This is a genomic window from Streptomyces sp. CNX435, assembly GCF_059570575.1.
Genome location: NZ_JCANTA010000006.1, coordinates 251,382 through 268,558 on the forward strand (window position 1 = coordinate 251,382; position 17,177 = coordinate 268,558).

General features: G+C 74.6%; 12 protein-coding genes. 1 reads left to right on the plus strand and 11 read right to left on the minus strand.

Translation table 11 applies throughout. The annotated features are described in order from the left end of the window. Positions 1 to 132: 132 nt before the first annotated feature. The 7 genes from T328_RS13760 to glyA all read right to left on the minus strand — a co-directional run bounded on the left by T328_RS13760 (position 133) and on the right by glyA (position 9,811). On the minus strand, positions 133 to 2,484 hold the full coding sequence (locus T328_RS13760; RefSeq protein WP_496496287.1) for a GNAT family N-acetyltransferase: 2,352 nt from the start codon (positions 2,482 to 2,484) through the stop codon (positions 133 to 135). Beyond that, on the minus strand, positions 2,481 to 3,827 hold the full coding sequence (locus tag T328_RS13765; protein WP_496496288.1) for a lysine N(6)-hydroxylase/L-ornithine N(5)-oxygenase family protein: 1,347 nt from the start codon (positions 3,825 to 3,827) through the stop codon (positions 2,481 to 2,483). The genes T328_RS13760 and T328_RS13765 overlap by 4 nt, the downstream gene beginning before the upstream one ends. Further along, positions 3,748 to 5,328, minus strand: a complete 1,581-nt coding sequence (locus T328_RS13770; protein ID WP_496496289.1) for a pyridoxal phosphate-dependent decarboxylase family protein — start codon at positions 5,326 to 5,328, stop codon at positions 3,748 to 3,750. The genes T328_RS13765 and T328_RS13770 overlap by 80 nt, the downstream gene beginning before the upstream one ends. Positions 5,329 to 5,429: 101 nt before the next feature. Next, positions 5,430 to 6,338: a siderophore-interacting protein gene (locus T328_RS13775; protein ID WP_496496290.1), complete on the minus strand. Its 909-nt coding sequence runs from the start codon at positions 6,336 to 6,338 to the stop codon at positions 5,430 to 5,432. A 1-nt stretch (position 6,339) separates the two neighbouring features. Beyond that, positions 6,340 to 7,380 carry an ABC transporter substrate-binding protein gene (locus tag T328_RS13780; protein WP_496496291.1) on the minus strand — a complete coding sequence of 347 codons (1,041 nt, stop codon included), beginning with the start codon at positions 7,378 to 7,380 and terminating at the stop codon, positions 6,340 to 6,342. A gap of 114 nt (positions 7,381 to 7,494) precedes the next feature. Next, a complete protein-coding gene (locus T328_RS13785; RefSeq protein ID WP_496496292.1) occupies positions 7,495 to 8,454 on the minus strand; it encodes a TAXI family TRAP transporter solute-binding subunit in 960 nt (319 codons plus the stop codon). Further along, the gene (gene glyA / locus T328_RS13790) at positions 8,447 to 9,811 is read right to left on the minus strand and encodes a serine hydroxymethyltransferase (protein WP_496496293.1); all 1,365 of its coding nucleotides are present in this window, start codon (positions 9,809 to 9,811) and stop codon (positions 8,447 to 8,449) included. The genes T328_RS13785 and glyA overlap by 8 nt, the downstream gene beginning before the upstream one ends. A 186-nt stretch (positions 9,812 to 9,997) precedes the next feature. Here glyA and T328_RS13795 point away from each other — a divergent pair, with 186 nt between their 5' ends. After that, positions 9,998 to 11,248: a PucR family transcriptional regulator gene (locus tag T328_RS13795; protein ID WP_496496294.1), complete on the plus strand. Its 1,251-nt coding sequence runs from the start codon at positions 9,998 to 10,000 to the stop codon at positions 11,246 to 11,248. 25 nt (positions 11,249 to 11,273) lie between these two features. Here T328_RS13795 and T328_RS13800 read toward each other — a convergent pair whose 3' ends face one another. From T328_RS13800 to T328_RS13815, 4 genes are read right to left on the minus strand one after another with little or no spacing between them, the layout of a single operon-like run. Then, positions 11,274 to 12,452, minus strand: coding sequence for an acyl-CoA dehydrogenase family protein (locus T328_RS13800; protein ID WP_496496295.1), 1,179 nt, complete (start codon positions 12,450 to 12,452; stop codon positions 11,274 to 11,276). Positions 12,453 to 12,458: 6 nt separating this feature from the next. After that, a complete protein-coding gene (locus T328_RS13805) occupies positions 12,459 to 13,412 on the minus strand; it encodes a hydroxymethylglutaryl-CoA lyase (protein ID WP_496496296.1) in 954 nt (317 codons plus the stop codon). Further along, positions 13,409 to 15,499, minus strand: a complete 2,091-nt coding sequence (locus T328_RS13810) for an acetyl/propionyl/methylcrotonyl-CoA carboxylase subunit alpha (RefSeq protein ID WP_496496297.1) — start codon at positions 15,497 to 15,499, stop codon at positions 13,409 to 13,411. The genes T328_RS13805 and T328_RS13810 overlap by 4 nt, the downstream gene beginning before the upstream one ends. 14 nt (positions 15,500 to 15,513) lie before the next feature. Beyond that, positions 15,514 to 17,163 carry a carboxyl transferase domain-containing protein gene (locus tag T328_RS13815; protein ID WP_496496298.1) on the minus strand — a complete coding sequence of 550 codons (1,650 nt, stop codon included), beginning with the start codon at positions 17,161 to 17,163 and terminating at the stop codon, positions 15,514 to 15,516. Between the last annotated feature and the right edge of the window lie 14 nt (positions 17,164 to 17,177).

A 17,177-nucleotide genomic window follows, 5' to 3' on the forward strand; every position in this document is an offset into this window, starting at 1 on the left:
TGCTGAGCGTTGCGGGCCGCCGGCTACCGGGGGTCTGTCGGTGGTGCGACGTACCCTGGGGCGGGTGTGCGGGGAGCAGGGGCGGGAGCAGGGGGGCGCTTCCGCGGCCCGCGGCTTTGTCGGTGCGGCGGCCTACCCTGGGGCGGGGGTGCGGGGAGCGTGGGGGGCCAGGGGGTTTCGCAGGGTGCCCACCAGCTGCAGCGCCCCCGACGGGTCGGTCAGGTCGACCATCTGCCGGTTGTCGCGCAGTTGCAGCCGGTTGAGGCACGACAGCGCGAACTCCGGCGCGAACAGGTCGTGCCGCGCGAACCGGTCCGCGAGATCCGGCACCGCCGCCCGGTAGTCCCGCGCGCACTCCGCGACCGTCCGCCAGAAGTCCTCCTCGCCCAGCACCCCGGCCTCGTCCAGCAGCGGCGCCAGGAAGCGGAAGAAGCAGTCGAAGACATCCGTGAAGACCGACAGCAGCTGCATGTCGTCGGGCACCTCGGCCCGGATGCGCTCCGCCGCCGGCGGCAGCGGCAGGTCCGGATCCATGACCACGACCTCCTCCGCGATGTCCTTGAACAGCGCGCGCTCCACCGCCCCCGCCTCGTCGAGGACGAGGATCACGTTCTCGCCGTGCGGCATGAACGCCAGCCCGTACGCGTAGAAGGCGTGCAGCAGCGGCGTCAGGTACGCGTCGAGGTAGCGGCGCAGCCACACCCGCGGCGCCAGGCCCGAGCCCTTGATCAGCGCCGCCGCCAGCGGCCGGCCGGCCCGGTCGGTGTGCAGCAGCGCGGCCATCGTGGCGAGCCGCCGCCCCTCGGCGAGCCGCGGCACCGGGCTCTCCCGCCACAGCGCGGCGAGCATCTTGCGGTACGGCGACCCGGGGGCGGTGGCGGCCTCGTACGCCTCGTGGCGGTAGCCGACGGCGGCCAGCTCGCGCAGGATCTCCAGGCCCGTGCCGCGCAGCACCTCGTCCTGCTCCACCAGCCCGGCGACCCAGTCGTTGATCGCCGGCGTGGCCTCCATGTACGCGGCCGACAGCCCGCGCATGAAGCCCATGTTGAGTACGGACAGCGCCGTCTTGACGTAGTGCCGCGCGGGCGCGGAGGTGTTGAAGAAGGTACGTATCGACTGCTGCGGCTGGTACGTGTCCGCGCTCTCGCCGAGGTACACCAGCCGGCGGGCGGCGACCTCGCCCGCGAAGGTGACGGAGAGCTTGTGCTCCCACTGCCAGGGGTGCGCGGGCATCAGGAGATAGTCGTCCGGGTCCAGGCCCAGTGCGCGGAGGCGGGCCGCGAAGCCGGCGAGCACGGCGGGACCCAGCTCCGCGCGCAGCAGCGTGTCGTAGTCGAGGTCGGCGGCGCAGGTGAAGGTGGCCCGGTCGCGGTGGGCGGCGAGCCAGACGAGGCGGGTGCGGGCGCCGGTCTCGGGGGCGTACGCGCGGTAGTCCGCGGCGCCCAGGCCCAGGCGGCCGTTGTTGGCGACGAAGCAGGGGTGGCCCTCGGTCATTCCCGCCTCGATCGCCTGGAAGTCCGCGGTCGCCAGGTCGTCGTCCTCCGGCCGGTCGAGCTTGTACGCGGTGCTCGCCAGCGTGGAGGTGATCTCCTCCAGATAGACGGGCAGCACGTCGGCGCTGAGCCCCAGCGGCTCCCGGAGTTCGGTGAAGAACCGCAGCGCGTCGAGCCGGGAGCCGCCGGGCGGGTCGCCGGGCGCGTGGCGGGTGACGGTGTGCGGGTCGACGCGCCAGTGGTCCAGCGCGTAGCGGCGGGCCTCGAAGCGGTATTCGGCGTCCCCGGCCCGTAGCGCGTACGAGCCGACCCCCCGCGGCTCGGGCGTCAGCAGCCGCTCGTGGGTGAACTCGCCGATGGCCTTGGCCAGCAGCCGTCGGGTGGCCTCCGCCCAGCGGTCGGGCGTGAGGTGTCCGGTGGCGTCGAGGGCCACGGGTGGCACGGGGGCCTGCGCGGCGGCGAACTGCTCGCGGGTGCAGAAGCTCAGCAGCACCTCCCTGGCCGGCTTCCCCGGCTCGCCCCGCTCGCCCGGCGTCCGCGCCCGGCGCGCCACGCGGAAGCCCACGGCCTCGTTGAGCGCGTGCACGGCGGTGTTGCGCACGTCGGGCTCGACCACGACCCGGCGCACCGCCGGGTCGGTGAACAGCCACTCCATCACCGCCGTGATCACCGCCCGGGTGAAGCCGGGCACGGGGGTATCGGCCGGCGCGGTAAGGAAGTGCATCCCGACGTCGCCGTCCTCGGCGTCGTAGACGCCGACTAGCTCGCGGTGCGCCGGGTCGTAGCGCTCGGCGAGGAAGGCGGGAACGCCGTCGGCGAGCCCGAGGAAGGCGTCGTGGTGCGGATCCGCGGCGATCCGCGCGTACTCCTTCTCGACCTCCTCCGGCGTGCACCCCTGCATCAGCCAGAACGCGGCCTTGGGGTGGGTGACCCAGGTGTGCAGCAGCGGCGCGTCCCGGACCGGGTCGAGGGGGCGCAGGGTGAGTTTCATCGGGCCGGCGCTCCGAACTCCTGGAAGGCGATGGACTTCTCGATCGGGTAGACCTCGCGGCCGGCCATCTCCCGGATGATGCAGGAGTTGCGGTACGCGGCCATGCCGAGGTCGGGGGCGGCGTGGCCGTGGGTGTGCAGCTCGGCGTTCTGCACGAACACCTCCCGGCCCGCGTGGTCGACGGTGTAGTTGCGGGCGACCGCGAAGCGGCCCCGCTCATCGCGCGCGAGGCGGTCGGCGATGCCGGCGAGGAACGCCGGCTCCGCGTAGCGGTAGCCGGTGGCCAGCACCAGCCCCTGAGTGGCCAGCTCGAAGTCCCGGCCCTGCTCCTCCTGGCGCAGTCCCAGGGTGTACGTGCCGTCCGCGTACCCGGCGGAGACGAGGGCGGTGTTGGTGAGCAGCCGGGTCGGCACCGGGCCGCGGCGGGACTTGACGTAGAGGAGATCGAAGATCGCGTCGATCAGCTCGGTGTTGATGCCCTTGTAGAGGTTCTTCTGCGCCGGGCCGAGCCGGTCGCGTACGGGCGGGGGCAGCGCGTGGAAGTAGTCGACGTACTCGGGCGAGGTCATCTCCAGTGTCAGCTTGGTGTACTCCAGCGGGAAGAACCGCGGCGAGCGGGTCACCCAGGTGAGGTGGCAGCCGTCGGGGGTGATGTCCTGCAGCAGGTCGTAGTAGATCTCGGCGGCGCTCTGCCCGCTGCCGACGATCGTGACGGACTCCTTGGCCTGCAGCCGCTCCTTGTGCTCCAGATACCGGCTGTTGTGCAGGACGTCGCCGCCGAGGCCGCGGCACGGCTCGGGCACGTACGGCGGCGTGCCGGTGCCCAGCACCAGCCGGCGCCCGCGGTACTCGCCGCGCGGGGTGCGGACGACGTACGTGCCGTCCGCCGCGTCGCGTTCGACGGCGGTGACCTCCTCGCCGAAGCGGACGCCGGGGAGTTTGGCGGCGGCCCAGCGGCAGTAGTCGTTGAACTCCTCGCGCAGCGGATAGAAGCTCTCACGGATATAGAACGAGTACAGCCGCCCGGTCTCCTTCAAGTAGTTGAGGAAGGAGTACGGGGACGTGGGGTCGGCCAGCGTGACCAGGTCCGACATGAACGGCGTCTGCAGCGTGCTGCCCTCGATGAACATCCCGGAGTGCCAGTCGAAGTCGGGCTTGCGCTCCAGGAAGACGCCGTCGAGGCCGTCGACGGGCTCGGCGAGGCAGGCCAGGCCCAGGTTGAACGGGCCGAGTCCGACGGCGACGAAGTCGTGGACGCGGCGCTCAGCGGGCGGGGACTGCCGGGGCTGCCGGGGCTGCCGGGGCTGCGGGGGCTGCGGGGGATGCGGGGACGTCGGGGGCAAGGGATTCTCCCGTGTAGGCGGCGGCGTGCTCGGCTATGAGGTCGAGGACGGCGGTGAGGTCCTCGGTCGTGGTCTCGGGGTTGAGCAGCGTGAACTTCAGGTAGTGCCGGCCGTCGACCTTGGTGCCCGCGACGAGCGCGGCGCCGGAGGCGGCGAGTTGCTCGCGGGCGTGCAGGTTGGCGGCGTCGCTGAGCGCGGCTGCGGCGTGCGCGGCTTCGGCGTGCGCGGCGTCGGTGCCGGTCGTGCCGCCCGGGACGTAGCGGAAGACCAGCGTGGAGAGCTGCGGCCGGACGACGACCTCGAAGCGGGGGTCCGCGTCCAGCAGCCGCCAGCCGGCTTCGGCGAGGTCGCAGACCTCGTCGAAGAGCCGGCCGACCCCGTCGGCGCCCATGACGCGCAGCGTCAGCCACAGCTTCAGCGCGTCGAACCGGCGGGTGGTCTGCAGGGACTTGTCGACCTGGTTGGGGATCCGCTCGGCGGCCATGCGCTCGGGGTTGAGGTAGTCGGCGTGGTACGTCGCGTGCCGCAGGGTGGCCCGGTCCCGTACCAGCACGGCCGAGGAGCTGACCGGCTGGAAGAAGGACTTGTGGAAGTCGACGGTCACCGAGTCGGCGCGCTCGATGCCGGCGAGCAGATGCCGGCGGCGGCCGGAGACCAGCAGACCGCAGCCGTATGCCGCGTCCACGTGTAGCCACACGCCGGCCCCGGCGCACAGCCCGGCGATCTGCGGCAGCGGGTCGACGCCGCCGAAGTCGGTGGTGCCGGCGGTGGCGACCACGGCCATGGGGACGAGGCCGTCGCGCTGCAGCTCCGCGAGCGCCGCGGCCAGCGCGGTGGGCCGCATCCGGCGCTCGGCGTCGCACGCCACCTCGACCACGGCCTCCTCGCCGAGGCCGAGCAGCGCGGCGGCCTTGCGGACGCTGAAGTGGCCGTGCGCGGAGGCGAGGATGCGCAGCCGGGGCAGGATCTCGGCGGTGCGCAGCTCGGCGCCCCGCCGTTTGCGTACGCCGTCGCACGCCTCCTCGCGGGCGAGCAGCAGCGCGTGCAGGTTGGACTGGGTGCCGCCGGAGGTGAACACGCCGTCCGCGGCCGGGCCGAGGCCGATGCGGGCGGCGGTCCAGTCGACGAGGCGGCGCTCGATGAGGGTGGCGCCGGCGGACTGGTCCCAGGTGTCGAGGGAGGAGTTGACGGCGGAGAGCACCGCCTCGCCGAGGACGGCGGGGATGACGACGGGGCAGTTGAGGTGGGCGAGGTAGCGCGGGTGGTGGAAGTAGACGGCGTCGCGCAGGTAGAGCCGGTCCAGCTCGGCCAGCGCGGCGCCGGCGTCGCCGAGGGGGAGGTCGAGGTCGACGGCGTCGACGACGGGGGCGAGGGCGGGGGGTGTGATGCCCGTGAACGGGCGGTCTGCATGGGCCAGTCGGGCCGCGATGTGCTCGACGCCTGCGGTGACCGTACGTCGGTAGGTGCCGGCGGTGCGGTCGTTGAGCAGGTGGGACCTCATGGATGCTGTCCTCACGACGGGGGCCAGGAACTTAGGGAAGCCTAACCTAAGTTATTGGTCCCGGGATCTCCGCCCCCGTCGCTTCGGCCACTCCCGCCGGCTCACCCCTCCGCGGCTGCGTCCGCGGCTGCGTCCTCGGCGGTCTCCGGCTCGTAGCGGAACTGGTCCTCGGAGGCGCCGCGGCGCCAGTATCCGGTGAAGGCGACCGCGCGGCGGTCGAACTTCCGCTCCCGTACGAGCTGTCGGCGCAGTTCCCGCACCATCCCCGCCTCACCCGCGAGCCAGGCGTACGGCGTCCCCTCGGGCAGCTCCGCGGCGCGCAGCGCGTCGACCACGCCGGCGGTGTCCCCGGTGAGCCAGGTGATCTCCACGTCCGCGGCGGTGTGCAGCTTCAGCGCGTCGTCGGCGTGCGGCACCCGGATCCACGCCTTCGCCGGCAGCCCCGCGGGCAGCGACTCCAGGATCGCCGCGGCGGCGGGCAGCGCGGTCTCGTCTGCGGCCACGACGACGAAGTCCGCGTCCGCGGGCAGCCGGAAGCGCACGCCGGTGTTGTCCGGCACGGCCGGACCGAGCGCGATGATCCAGTCGCCGGGCTCGGCCTCGCCCGCCCACTGCGCGGCGGGGCCCGCGGGGTCGGTGTGCAGTACGAAGTCGATGTCGACCTCGCCGGGGCGCTGCGCGCGCACCGTGTACGAGCGCAGCACGGCCCGCACGCCGGGGTCGAGCGCGCGGTACTCGTTGAACCAGTCGGGGCCCGTGGGCATCACCGGCTCGGCCTGGCCGGGGTGCGGCAGGAACAGCGACAGGCTCTGGTCGCGTCCGCCGGAGGCGAAGCCGTCGAGGTCGCCGGGACCGCCGTCGCCGTCGCCGTCGCCGCCGAAGGTGACGCGCAGGAGCGTGGGGCTGAGCCGCTCGGTGCGGGCGACTTCGAGGCGGAAGAAGCGGAACGGCTCTTCGGCGGCGGCGTCCGCCGCCGGCTCCTCCGTCTGCGCGGTCTGTTCCGTGGTCACGTCAGCTCACCTTCCTGGCGTTTTCGAGGGCGCCGGCCAGGTCCTCCAGGACCGGCGCGCACTTGTCGTACGAGTAGACGGGCTCGGTGACGCGGGAGACGACCTGGCCCGCCTCGACCGCGGGCAGCCGCGCCCAGGCGGGCTTGGCCGCCAGCGCGTCCTGCTGGAGCGTGGCGGTGCGGTTGTCCAGCATGATCAGGTCGGCGTCGTGCTTGTCGGCGTTCTCCCAGCTCAGCTCCTCGAACCAGCCGCCGCTGTTCTTCTTGGCCGACTCCGGCGGCTCGACGAAGTTCACCCCGAGCTGCTTGAAGTACTCCAGGTCTGCGGAGAGGTTCGTGCCGGAGACGTAGAAGAGGTCGGCGCTGCCGGAGCCGACGAGGACCCTGATGTCCTTCTTGCCCTTCGCCGCCTGCCGCAGCCGCTCGGCGGCGTCCTCGAAGCGCTTCCTGGCCGCCCTGATCTCCGCGGACCCGGTGTCGGCGCCGAGCGCCCCGGCGAGCTGCAGCGTGCGCTCCAGCGGCTCGGTCATGGGCCGGTCGTAGACGCTGACAGCCACGCTGGGCGCCAGCTGCAGGATCTTGTCGGCGGACTCCTCCGGTACGTACCAGAGGGTGCCCGCGTCGTCGAAGGTCGGGGCGACGATCAGCTCGGGTGCGAGGGCCGCGTACTTCTCGACGCTGAACTGGCCCCAGGCGTTGCCGAGTATCTCGACCCGGTCGACGTCCAGGTCGCCGGCCTGTACGTCCGGGTTGCCGTCCTTGGTCCTGGTCGGGCCGAAGACCCCGGCGCACTCGACGCCGTAGTCGTGCAGCGCGGCGGCCGTGCCGGTGAACGCCACGATCGTCCGCGGCGTTCCGTCCGCCTTCGCCGTCTCGCCGCGGTCGTCCTTGAACGACCAGGCGCCGCCTTTCGCGTCGCCTCCGGAGCCGGAGCCCGAGCCGCTGTCGTCGCCGCAGGCGGCGAGGAACGCCGCGAGACCGGTGGCGCCGCCGGCGGCCAGCAGGCCGCGGCGGGAGAGGGGGCGGGCACGGGGGTGGGGCATGGCGGATCTCTTTCGTGCGTACGGGCCCTGCCGGGCTGACGAACGCAGCTTAGGCTAACCTAACTTAATCGCCCTTCCCAGGGGGCCGCCGGGTCTCCCGCCGCGGCGCCGGAATCAGGCCATGAACCCCGCCTCCCGGTACGCGCGCGCGGCGCCCGGGTGCAGCGGCGCCGAGACGTTGCGCCAGGCGGTCGCCGGGTTGAAGCCGGCCAGCGACGGGTGCACTCCGGGCAGCCGGCCGAGGTCGCCGAGCAGCAGGCGGGTCAGCGCGTACGCCGTGTCGTCCGCCAGCTCCGCGGAGACTACGAGGACGGTCCCGGCGAAGCACGTCGCCACGTCCCCGGTGTGCAGGCCCGGATACGTACCGGCCGGGATCACGCCGGGGGTGCAGCCGTAGCGGCGGGCGAGGTGGTCGACGAGGTCCGCGGGCAGCGGGGCGAGTTCGAGCCGCCGCGGGCCGCCGGCCGCGGCGGCGATGCTGGGGGCCGGGAGTGTCGTCGCGCCGAAGACGTGGTCGACTTCGCCCGCGTGGAGGGCGCGGACCAGGGCGTCGTAGCCGTCGAGGAGCACCCGGCCGCCGCGGGCGCGGATGTCGTCGTACGTGGTGCCGTAACGGGCGACGACGCTGCGGAACATCAGCTCGTCCGTGGTGTCCTCCGGCGGCGCGCCGAACCGCCCGCCGCGCGGCCCCGCTATCGCCTCACCGAACCCGGCACCGGCGGCGGCGTCCGCCGCGCGCAGCAGGTTGTACGGCAGCGCGGACCAGCCGGTGCCGAGGACGCGCAGGCCGGCCATCGGGGCGTCGAAGGGCGGCCCGCCGTTGTACGCCGCGGCCACCACGACGTCCGTGCTCATGCCGAGGTGACCCGCGCCGTCCCGGATCCGGGTCAGGTTCTCCTGCCCGCCCCCGGCGGCCAGCGACAACCGCAGCGCCGGGTCACGGCCGTCGAGGAGGCGGATCAGCCCTTCGGTCATCTCATACCAGCCGTCGCCCGGGTTGCCGCCCAGCCAGGTCAGCTCCAGGGGCGCCACGGGCCCGCGCGTCCGCTCCGTACGCTCCGTACGCTCAGCCATCTGTGTCCGCCTCTCCGGGGGTGGGGTGGTCCGCGGTGAAGTGCACGCCGGAGAACCCGGCGCGCCAGCCCGCCACTTCGGCCGCGACGGCGGCCGGGTCGATGTCCTCGTCGAGCCCGCGGGCGACCAGGTACGCGAGCGCCGGCATGTCCCGTTCGGCCATGCCCAGCCGCGCGACCTCCGGGGTGCCGAGCCGCAGCCCGTTCGGCTCGGCCCCACCGAGCGGCGCGGCGGGCAGCCCGATCCCGCAGGCCAGCAGCCCGGCCGCGCGGAGCCGGCGGGCAGCGCGCTGCCCGCCGCCGTAGCGCCGCGCCTCGACCGCGAACTGGTGCGAGCGCGTGCCGCCGCGGCCGGCCGCGAACACCGGCACGTCCAGCGCCCGCAGCTCCGCCGCCAGCCGCCGCGCCGTGCCGGTCATCGCCCGCCCGTACGCGCTCCCCGCCGCCTTCCAGTCGAGCAGGGTGACCGCCAGCGCCGCGGTCCTGGCGGCGTCGAAGTTGGCGGTCAGCCCCGGGTGGGCGATGGCGTCCAGGCGCTCCGCCAGTCCGGCATCGTCGGTGACCACCAGCCCGCCGGCCGGGCCGCCGAGACTCTTGTACGTGCTCATGGTCATCAGGTGCGCGCCCTCGGCCAACGGGTGCGGCCACACCCCCGCCGCGATCGGCCCGCACAGGTGCGCCGCGTCGAACAGCAGCCGCGCGCCCACCTCGTCGGCGATCTCGCGGAGGGCGGCCACCGGGTGCGGGAACAGGTTGAGGCTGCCGCCGACCGTGATCAGCGCCGGCCGCTCCCGGCGTGCCAGGGTGCGCAGGGCGTCGGCGTCGACGGTGTAGCCGACCGGGTCGACCGGCGCGGGCACGGTACGCAGCCCGTAGCGGCCGGCGGCGCCCGCGGCGTGGTGGGTGACGTGTCCGCCGACGGCGGCGGGCGGCGCGATGACCGTGTCGCCGGGGCGGCACGTCGCCATGAAGGCGTACAGGTTGGCCAGCGCGCCGGAGCCCACACGGACCTCGGCGTAGCGCGCGCCGAACACCTCCGCGGCCAGCTCGGCGGCGATGATCTCGATCCGCTCGACGGCCTCCAGACCCGTCTCGTACTTCGCGCCCGGGTGGCCCAGTGACGGCCGGCTGCTCAGCCCGGACGACAGCAGCGCCTCGGCCCGCGGGGACATGACGTTCGACGCCGGGTCGAGGTTGACCGTGTCGCGCTCGTGGATACGCCGGTGCGCCGCCACCAGCCGGTCGATCTCGGCGAGCGTGGCGCGCGGCGGTTGGCGGAGTACCGGGGCGGCGACCGTACGGACCAGCCGTTCGCCGGCGTCGGGCAGCCAGGGCCGGGCCGCCAGGGCGTGCGTCATCGACCGCCTCCTCGTCGGGGCGTGCGGGGGACCGGACATGCCGTCCGGCCCGGGTCGGCGCCCGGGCCGGGGGCGATCACCACGCTAGGCCGGGCCCGGTCGCGGGCACATCGGACGGGCGACGGGACCCCACGGCCCGCTCTCCTACACTTGTCGGAACCCAGCGGTACGTCGAGGGAGGGTCCCGTGGCCCGCACCGGCAGCCTGCAGCGGCAACTCGACGCGCTCGCCGACGAACTGGGGCACAGCCTGTCCGTGGACGCCCCTGACGGCCGCCTCCTCGCCTACAGCGCCCAGGGCGCCGACGCCGACCCCGCGCGGATCGCGGCCATCCTGTCCCGGCGCACGGCCCCGGCGGTCCTGGAGTGGGAGCTGCGGCACGGCATCGCGGAGGCGACCGGGCCCGTCGCGGTGCCGGCCAACCCCGGGCTCGGCATGACCGCCCGGCTGTGCGTGCCGATCCGGCGGGGGCGCGGCTGCCTCGGCTACCTCTGGGTGCTCGACGCCCGCACGGCGCTGGACGACGGGGCGAAGGCCACGGCCGTACGGGCCGCGCGCGCCATGGCCCCGGTGCTCGATCCGCGCCCGCCCGCCGCGGCCGTGCCGCCGGCACACCGGGAGACCGACGAGCTGATCCGCGCCCTGCTCGGCGAGGCGCCGGGCCCGGAGATCCTGGACCGCCTCGCCGCGGCGGCACCCAGCCTGCTCGGGTCGCGGATCCGGGTGTACGCGGTGGTGCCCGCGGCGCTGGGGCACAGCGGCGCGGTGCCGTTCGGCGGCGGCGAGTTCCGGCGGCTGGGCGGGGCGTTGCCGGCGGGGCTGCGCGCGTACGGCGGGTACGTCGGGTCGTTCGTCGGCGCGAGCCACGCGGTGGTGCTGGCGAGGGACGCGGCGGGGGAGGCCATCGCGTCGGGGATCGACCGGATAGCCAACCCGGCGGGGACGGCGCGCGGCGGAGGCCCGTCCCGTGGCGGCGCGGCGGACCCCGCCGTCGTCGTCGGGGCCGGCGCCGCTGCGCTGTTCGCGCTCGACGCCGTCCGCACCGCCTACGCCCAGGCGCTGGCCGCCGCCGAACTCGCCGCGCTGGACCCCGCGTTGCCCACCCCGCTCACCTGGCACGACCTCGGCCCGTACCGCACGCTGCTGCACTCCGCCCCGCCACCGCCCGCCGACGACGTCCTCGCCCCGCTCGACGGCGCCGGTGCCTCCGCGCCCATGCTCCTGCGCACCCTGGAGACGTACCTCGACCTCGGCGGCGACGCCGCCCGCACCGCCGCCCGCCTCCACCTGCACCGCACCAGCCTCTACTACCGGCTGGGCCGCATCGCCGCGCTGCTCGGCGCCGACCTCGCCGACGGCCTCGTCCGGCTGGACCTGCACCTCGCGCTCAAGCACCGCCGCCTCGCCCGCCGCACCCTGGGACGAGGGCCGGCCTGAGGCCGGCGGGCGGCGGCCGGCGGCCTCAGGCCGTGGGCGGCAGGCCCAGCTCGCGGGCGATCAGCATGCGCTGCACCTCGCTCGTGCCCTCGCCGATCTCCAGGATCTTCGAGTCCCGCCACATCCGCGCCACCGGGTACTCGTTCATGAAGCCGTACCCGCCGTGGATCTGCGTCGCCTCCCGCGCGTTGTCCACCGCCACCGTCGAGGTGTGCAGCTTCGCCAGCGCCGCCGCCTTCTTGAACGGCTCGCCGTGCACCAGCCGCGACGCCGCGTCCCGCCAGGAGAGGCGGGCGGTGTGGGCGCGTAGCTCCATGTCGGCCAGCTTGAACTGGATGGCCTGGTTGGCGCCGATCGGCCGGCCGAAGGCGTGGCGCTGCTCCGCGTACGCCAGCGACTCGTCGACGCAGCCCTGCGCCAGGCCGGTGGCCAGCGCGGCGATCGCGATGCGGCCCTCGTCCAGGATCCGCAGGAACTGGGCGTAGCCGCAGCCGCGTTCGCCGAGGAGGTTCGCCGCCGGGACGCGGACGTCGGCGAAGGACAGCTCGCGGGTGTCGGAGGCGTTCCAGCCGACCTTGGAGTACGGGGCGGCGACCGTGAAGCCGGGGGTGCCGGACGGCACGATGATCGTGGAGATCTCCGGCTTGCCCGACTCGCTCCGGCCGGTGACGGCGGTGACGGTGACCAGGCCGGTGATGTCCGTGCCGGAGTTGGTGATGAAGCACTTCGTCCCGTTGATCACCCACTCGCCGGTGGCCTCGTCGAGGTGCGCCGTGGTGCGCGTGCCGCCCGCGTCCGAGCCGGACTCCGGCTCGGTCAGCCCGAACGCGCCCAGCATCTCGCCGGAGGACAGCTTCGGCAGCCAGGTGCGCTTCTGCTCCTCCGTGCCGAACTGGTGGACCGGCATCGCGCCCAGCGAGCAGGCCGCCTCCAGGGTGATGGCCACCGAGGAGTCGACGCGCGCCAGCTCCTCCAGCACGACGCCGAGCGCCAGGTAGTCGCCGCCCATGCCGCCGTACTCCTCCGGGAACGGCAGGCCGAAGAGGCCCATGCGGCCCATCTCGCGCACGATGTCGTACGGGAACTCGTGCCGCTCGTAGTACTCGCCGATCTTCGGCGCCACGACGTCGTGCGCGAACTCCTCGACCGTGCGGCGGAGCTGCTCAAGCTCGGGGGACAGGCGGTGGTCGAGACTCGGCGTCATCGGGGGTCACTCCTTGTGGGAGAGGGCGGTCACGGTGCGGGACGGGCTCGGACGGCCGAGGTGGTCGGCCATCCAGACGCTGGTGGCGACGAGCCGGTCGAGGTCGACGCCGGTGTCGACGCCGAGCCCCTGCAGCATCCACACGAGGTCTTCGGTGGCGAGGTTGCCGGTCGCGCTCTTCGCGAACGGGCAGCCGCCGAGGCCGCCGGCGGAGGCGTCGACGGTGGTGACGCCGTGCTGCAGCGCGGCGAGGGTGTTGGCCAGGGCCTGGCCGTACGTGTCGTGGAAGTGGACCCCGAGGCGGTCCACTCCGAGGCCGGCGTCTTCGGTCAGGGCGGCGAGCAGCGCGGAGACGTGGCCGGGGGTGGCGACGCCGATGGTGTCGCCGAGGCTCAGCTCGTCGCAGCCCATGTCGGCGAGCGCGCGGGCGGTGCGTACCACCTGGGCGAGGGGGACCCGCCCCTCCCAGGGGTCGCCGAAGCACATCGACAGATAGCCGCGGACGTGCAGGCCCTCCTGCTTGGCCCGCGCGACGACCGGGGCGAACATCGCCAGCGACTCGTCGACGGTGCGGTTGAGGTTGCGGCGGGCGAAGGTCTCGGTGGCGCTGGCGAAGACGGCGACGCGGCGGGCGCCGAGGGCGGTGGCGCGCTCCAGGCCGCGGGTGTTGGGGACGAGGACGGGGAGGTGGACGTCGCCGGTGTCGTTCAGGTCGGCGAGCCGGGGGAAGAGGTCCTCGGCGTCGGCGAGCTGCGGCACCCACTTCGGGTGCACGAAGCTGGTCGCCTCGACGGTGGTGAGGCCGGCGGCGGCGAGGCGGTGCACGAACTCGGCCTTGACGTCGGTGGGGACGGTGGCCTTCTCGTTCTGCAGCCCGTCGCGTGGCCCGACCTCGTGGATACGGACCCGGGCGGGCAGCCCGGCGGCGGGGACGCGCATGGGGAGGGGGAAGTCGGTCATCGCGGGTCCTCCGTGGCGTCGTCCGTGGCGTCGTGCCGGGCGTCGTCCTGGGGGGCGTCCGGGACGACGATCGCGAGCACCTGGTCCATGGCCACGGTCCCGCCGGCGACGACGTCCAGCTCGGCGACGGTGCCGGCGTGCGGGGCGGCGATGACGTGCTCCATCTTCATCGCCTCGACGACGAGCAGGCTCTGCCCGGCGGCGACGCGGTCGCCGACGGCCGCCTTGACGACGGTCACGGTGCCGGGCATGGGCGCGGTGAGCGCGTCGGCCCCCGCGGCGAGGGCGCCACCGCGCAGGGCGGCGTCGACGGGGTCGTGGGCGACGAGGTGCCAGACGTCGCCGTCGCGGCCGAGCCAGACGCCGTCGGGGGAGGAGGCGACGGAGAACCGGTGGGTGACCCCGTCGAGTTCGAGGGCGACGGAGCCGCTTTCGCCCTGCCACAGCCCGGCTCGGACCGGTGTCGCGTCGTCGCCGGTCCACACCTCGGCGTCGGCCGCCAGCCCTCGTACCCGTACCGCCACCGGATCCCGCCCCGCCGCGCGGAACCACCGCGCCGTCCACGCCGGCGGGCCGCCCGCCCGCCAGCCCGACGGCTCCGCGAACGGGTCCGTCCAGCCGCCCGGGCCCGCCGGTCCCCGCGCCGCCGACTCCAGCGCCGACTGCGCCAGCAGCCCGGCCGCCGCGTACGCCTCGGCCGGCACCGGGGCCGCCGCCAGGCGCGCCGCGTCGCGGTCCACCAGGCCCGTGTCCAGGTCTCCCGCGGTGACCGCCGGGTGCGCCAGCAGCCGCCGCAGGAAGCCCGTGTTCGTGTCCAGGCCCAGCACCACCGTGTCGGCCAGCGCCGCCCGCAGCCGCCGCAGCGCCGAACCGCGGTCCGGGCCCCAGGCGATGACCTTGGCCAGCATCGGGTCGTACGCCGTACCGACCTCCGTGCCCTCCGACAGACCCGAGTCGACCCGCACGCCCGGCCCCGACGGCTCGCGCAGCAGCCGCACCCGGCCCGCCGACGGCAGGAAGTCGACCCGCTCACCGTCCGCCGCCACCCGCGCCGTCTCCGCGCAGATCCGCGCCTCCACGGCGTGCCCGCTCAGCGGCACCTCGGCCGACGTGAACGGCAGCCGCTCACCGGCCGCGACCCGCAGCTGCCACTCCACCAGGTCGAGGTCGGTGACCAGCTCCGTGACCGGGTGCTCGACCTGCAGCCGCGTGTTCATCTCCATGAAGTAGTACGAAACGGGCCCGGACCCGCCGCCGGCGTCCCTGCCCGGCACGATGAACTCCACCGTCCCCGCGCCCGTGTACCCGCACGACCGCGCCGCCTCCACCGCCGCCGCGCCCATCGCCGCCCGCGTCGCCTCGTCCAGCAGCGGCGACGGCGCCTCCTCGACGATCTTCTGGTGCCGCCGCTGCAGCGAGCACTCCCGCTCCGCGAGGTGCACCACGTTCCCGTGGCCGTCCGCCAGCACCTGGATCTCGATGTGCCGCGGCCGGTCGATCCACCGCTCCACCAGCAGCGTGTCGTCACCGAACGAGCCCCGCGCCTCGCGCCGCGCGCCCGCGATCTCGTCCGCCAGCGCGCCCTCGTCCCGTACCAGCCGCATGCCCTTGCCGCCGCCGCCCGCCGAGGGCTTCAGCAGCACCGGCATGCCGATCTTCCGTGCCGCCGCCGCCAGTTCGGCGTCCGGCAGCCCGCTGCCCGACGAGCCCGGCACCACCGGCACGCCCGCCGCCCGTACCGTCTCCTTCGCGCGGATCTTGTCGCCCATCAGCTCGATCGCCCCGGCCGGCGGGCCGACGAAGACCAGCCCCGCCGCCGTGCAGGCGCGCGCGAACTCCGCGTTCTCGGCGAGGAACCCGTACCCCGGGTGCACCGCCTCCGCGCCCGTCTCGCGCGCCGCGCGCAACTGCTCGTCGACGGACAGATAGCTCTCGATCCGTACGGCGGTGTCGGCGTCGCGCACGTGCCGGGCTTCCGCGTCCGCGTCGGTGAACACCGCCGCGGAGCGGACGCCGAGCGCGCGCAGCGTACGGATGACCCGTACGGCGATCTCACCCCGGTTGGCCAGCAGAACGGTCTCGAACACAGCCACCCTCCCCCTCACATCCGGAAGACGCCGAAGCCCTGCGCCGCGCCGTCCCTGGCGGGCAGCGGCGCGTGGGCGCAGGCGGTCAGCGCGAGACCCAGCACTCGGCGGGTGTCCAGCGGGTCGATGACGCCGTCGTCCCACAGCCGGGCCGTCGCGTAGTAGGCATTGCCCTGCGTCCCGTACTGCTCGCGGATCGGCGCCTTGAACTCCGCCTCCGCCGCCGCGGACCACTCCTCCCCGCGCGCCTCCAGCTGGTCGCGCTTGACGGTCGCGAGGACGGAGGCGGCCTGCTCGCCGCCCATGACGGAGATCTTCGCGTTGGGCCACATCCACAGGAAGCGGGGGGAGTAGGCCCGGCCGCACATCGAGTAGTTGCCGGCGCCGTACGAGCCGCCGATGACGACCGTCAGCTTCGGCACCCGCGTGCAGGCCACGGCGGTCACCATCTTGGCGCCGTGCTTGGCGATGCCGCCGGCCTCGTAGGCGCGGCCGACCATGAAGCCGGAGATGTTCTGCAGGAACAGCAGCGGGATGCCGCGCTGGTCGCACAGCTCGATGAAGTGGGCGCCCTTCTGGGCGGATTCGGAGAACAGGATGCCGTTGTTGGCGACGATGCCGACGGCGTGGCCGTGGATGCGGGCGAAGCCGGTGACCAGCGTCGTGCCGTACTCGGCCTTGAACTCCTGGAAGCGCGAGCCGTCGACGACCCGGGCGATGACCTCGCGCACGTCGTACGGGGTCCGCGAGTCGACCGGCACGACGCCGTACAGCCCGGCGGGGTCGTGCTTCGGCTCCGCGGCGGCGCGTACGGACCAGGGGGGCGGGCCGGGCTCCGGGAGGGTGTCGACGATGCCGCGGACGAGGCGCAGCGCGTGCGGGTCGTCCTCGGCGAGGTGGTCGGTGACGCCGGAGGTGCGGGAGTGCACCTCTCCGCCGCCCAGCTCCTCGGCGGTCACGACCTCGCCGGTGGCGGCCTTCACCAGGGGCGGGCCGCCGAGGAAGATCGTGCCCTGGTTGCGGACGATGACGGCCTCGTCGCTCATGGCCGGGACGTACGCGCCGCCGGCGGTGCAGGAGCCGAGGACGGCGGCGATCTGCGGGATGCCGGCGCCGGACATGCGGGCCTGGTTGTAGAAGATCCGGCCGAAGTGCTCGCGGTCGGGGAAGACCTCGTCCTGCATGGGCAGGAAGGCGCCGCCGGAGTCGACGAGGTACACGCAGGGCAGCCGGTTTTCGAGGGCGACCTCCTGGGCGCGCAGGTGCTTCTTGACCGTCATCGGGTAGTACGTGCCGCCCTTGACGGTGGCGTCGTTGGCGATGATCATGCAGGCCCGCCCGCTGACCCGGCCGATGCCGGCGATGACGCCGGCGGCGGGTGCGTCATTGCCGTCGGGGCCGTACATGCCCTCGGCGGCGAGCGGCGCCAGCTCCAGGAACGGCGAACCGGGGTCGAGCAGGCCGTCCACGCGGTCGCGGGGGAGCAGCTTGCCGCGGGCGGTGTGCCGGGCGCGCGCCTTCTCGCCGCCGCCGGCGCGGGCGCGGGCGAGCCGGTCGTGCAGCTCGTCGGCGAGCGCGCGGTGCGCCGCCTCGTTCGTACGCCAGGCGGCGCCGCCCGGGCCGGCGGGGTCCGCGGCGGTCGTCAGCACGGGTGCGTGGTCCACAGGCCGCGCCCTTC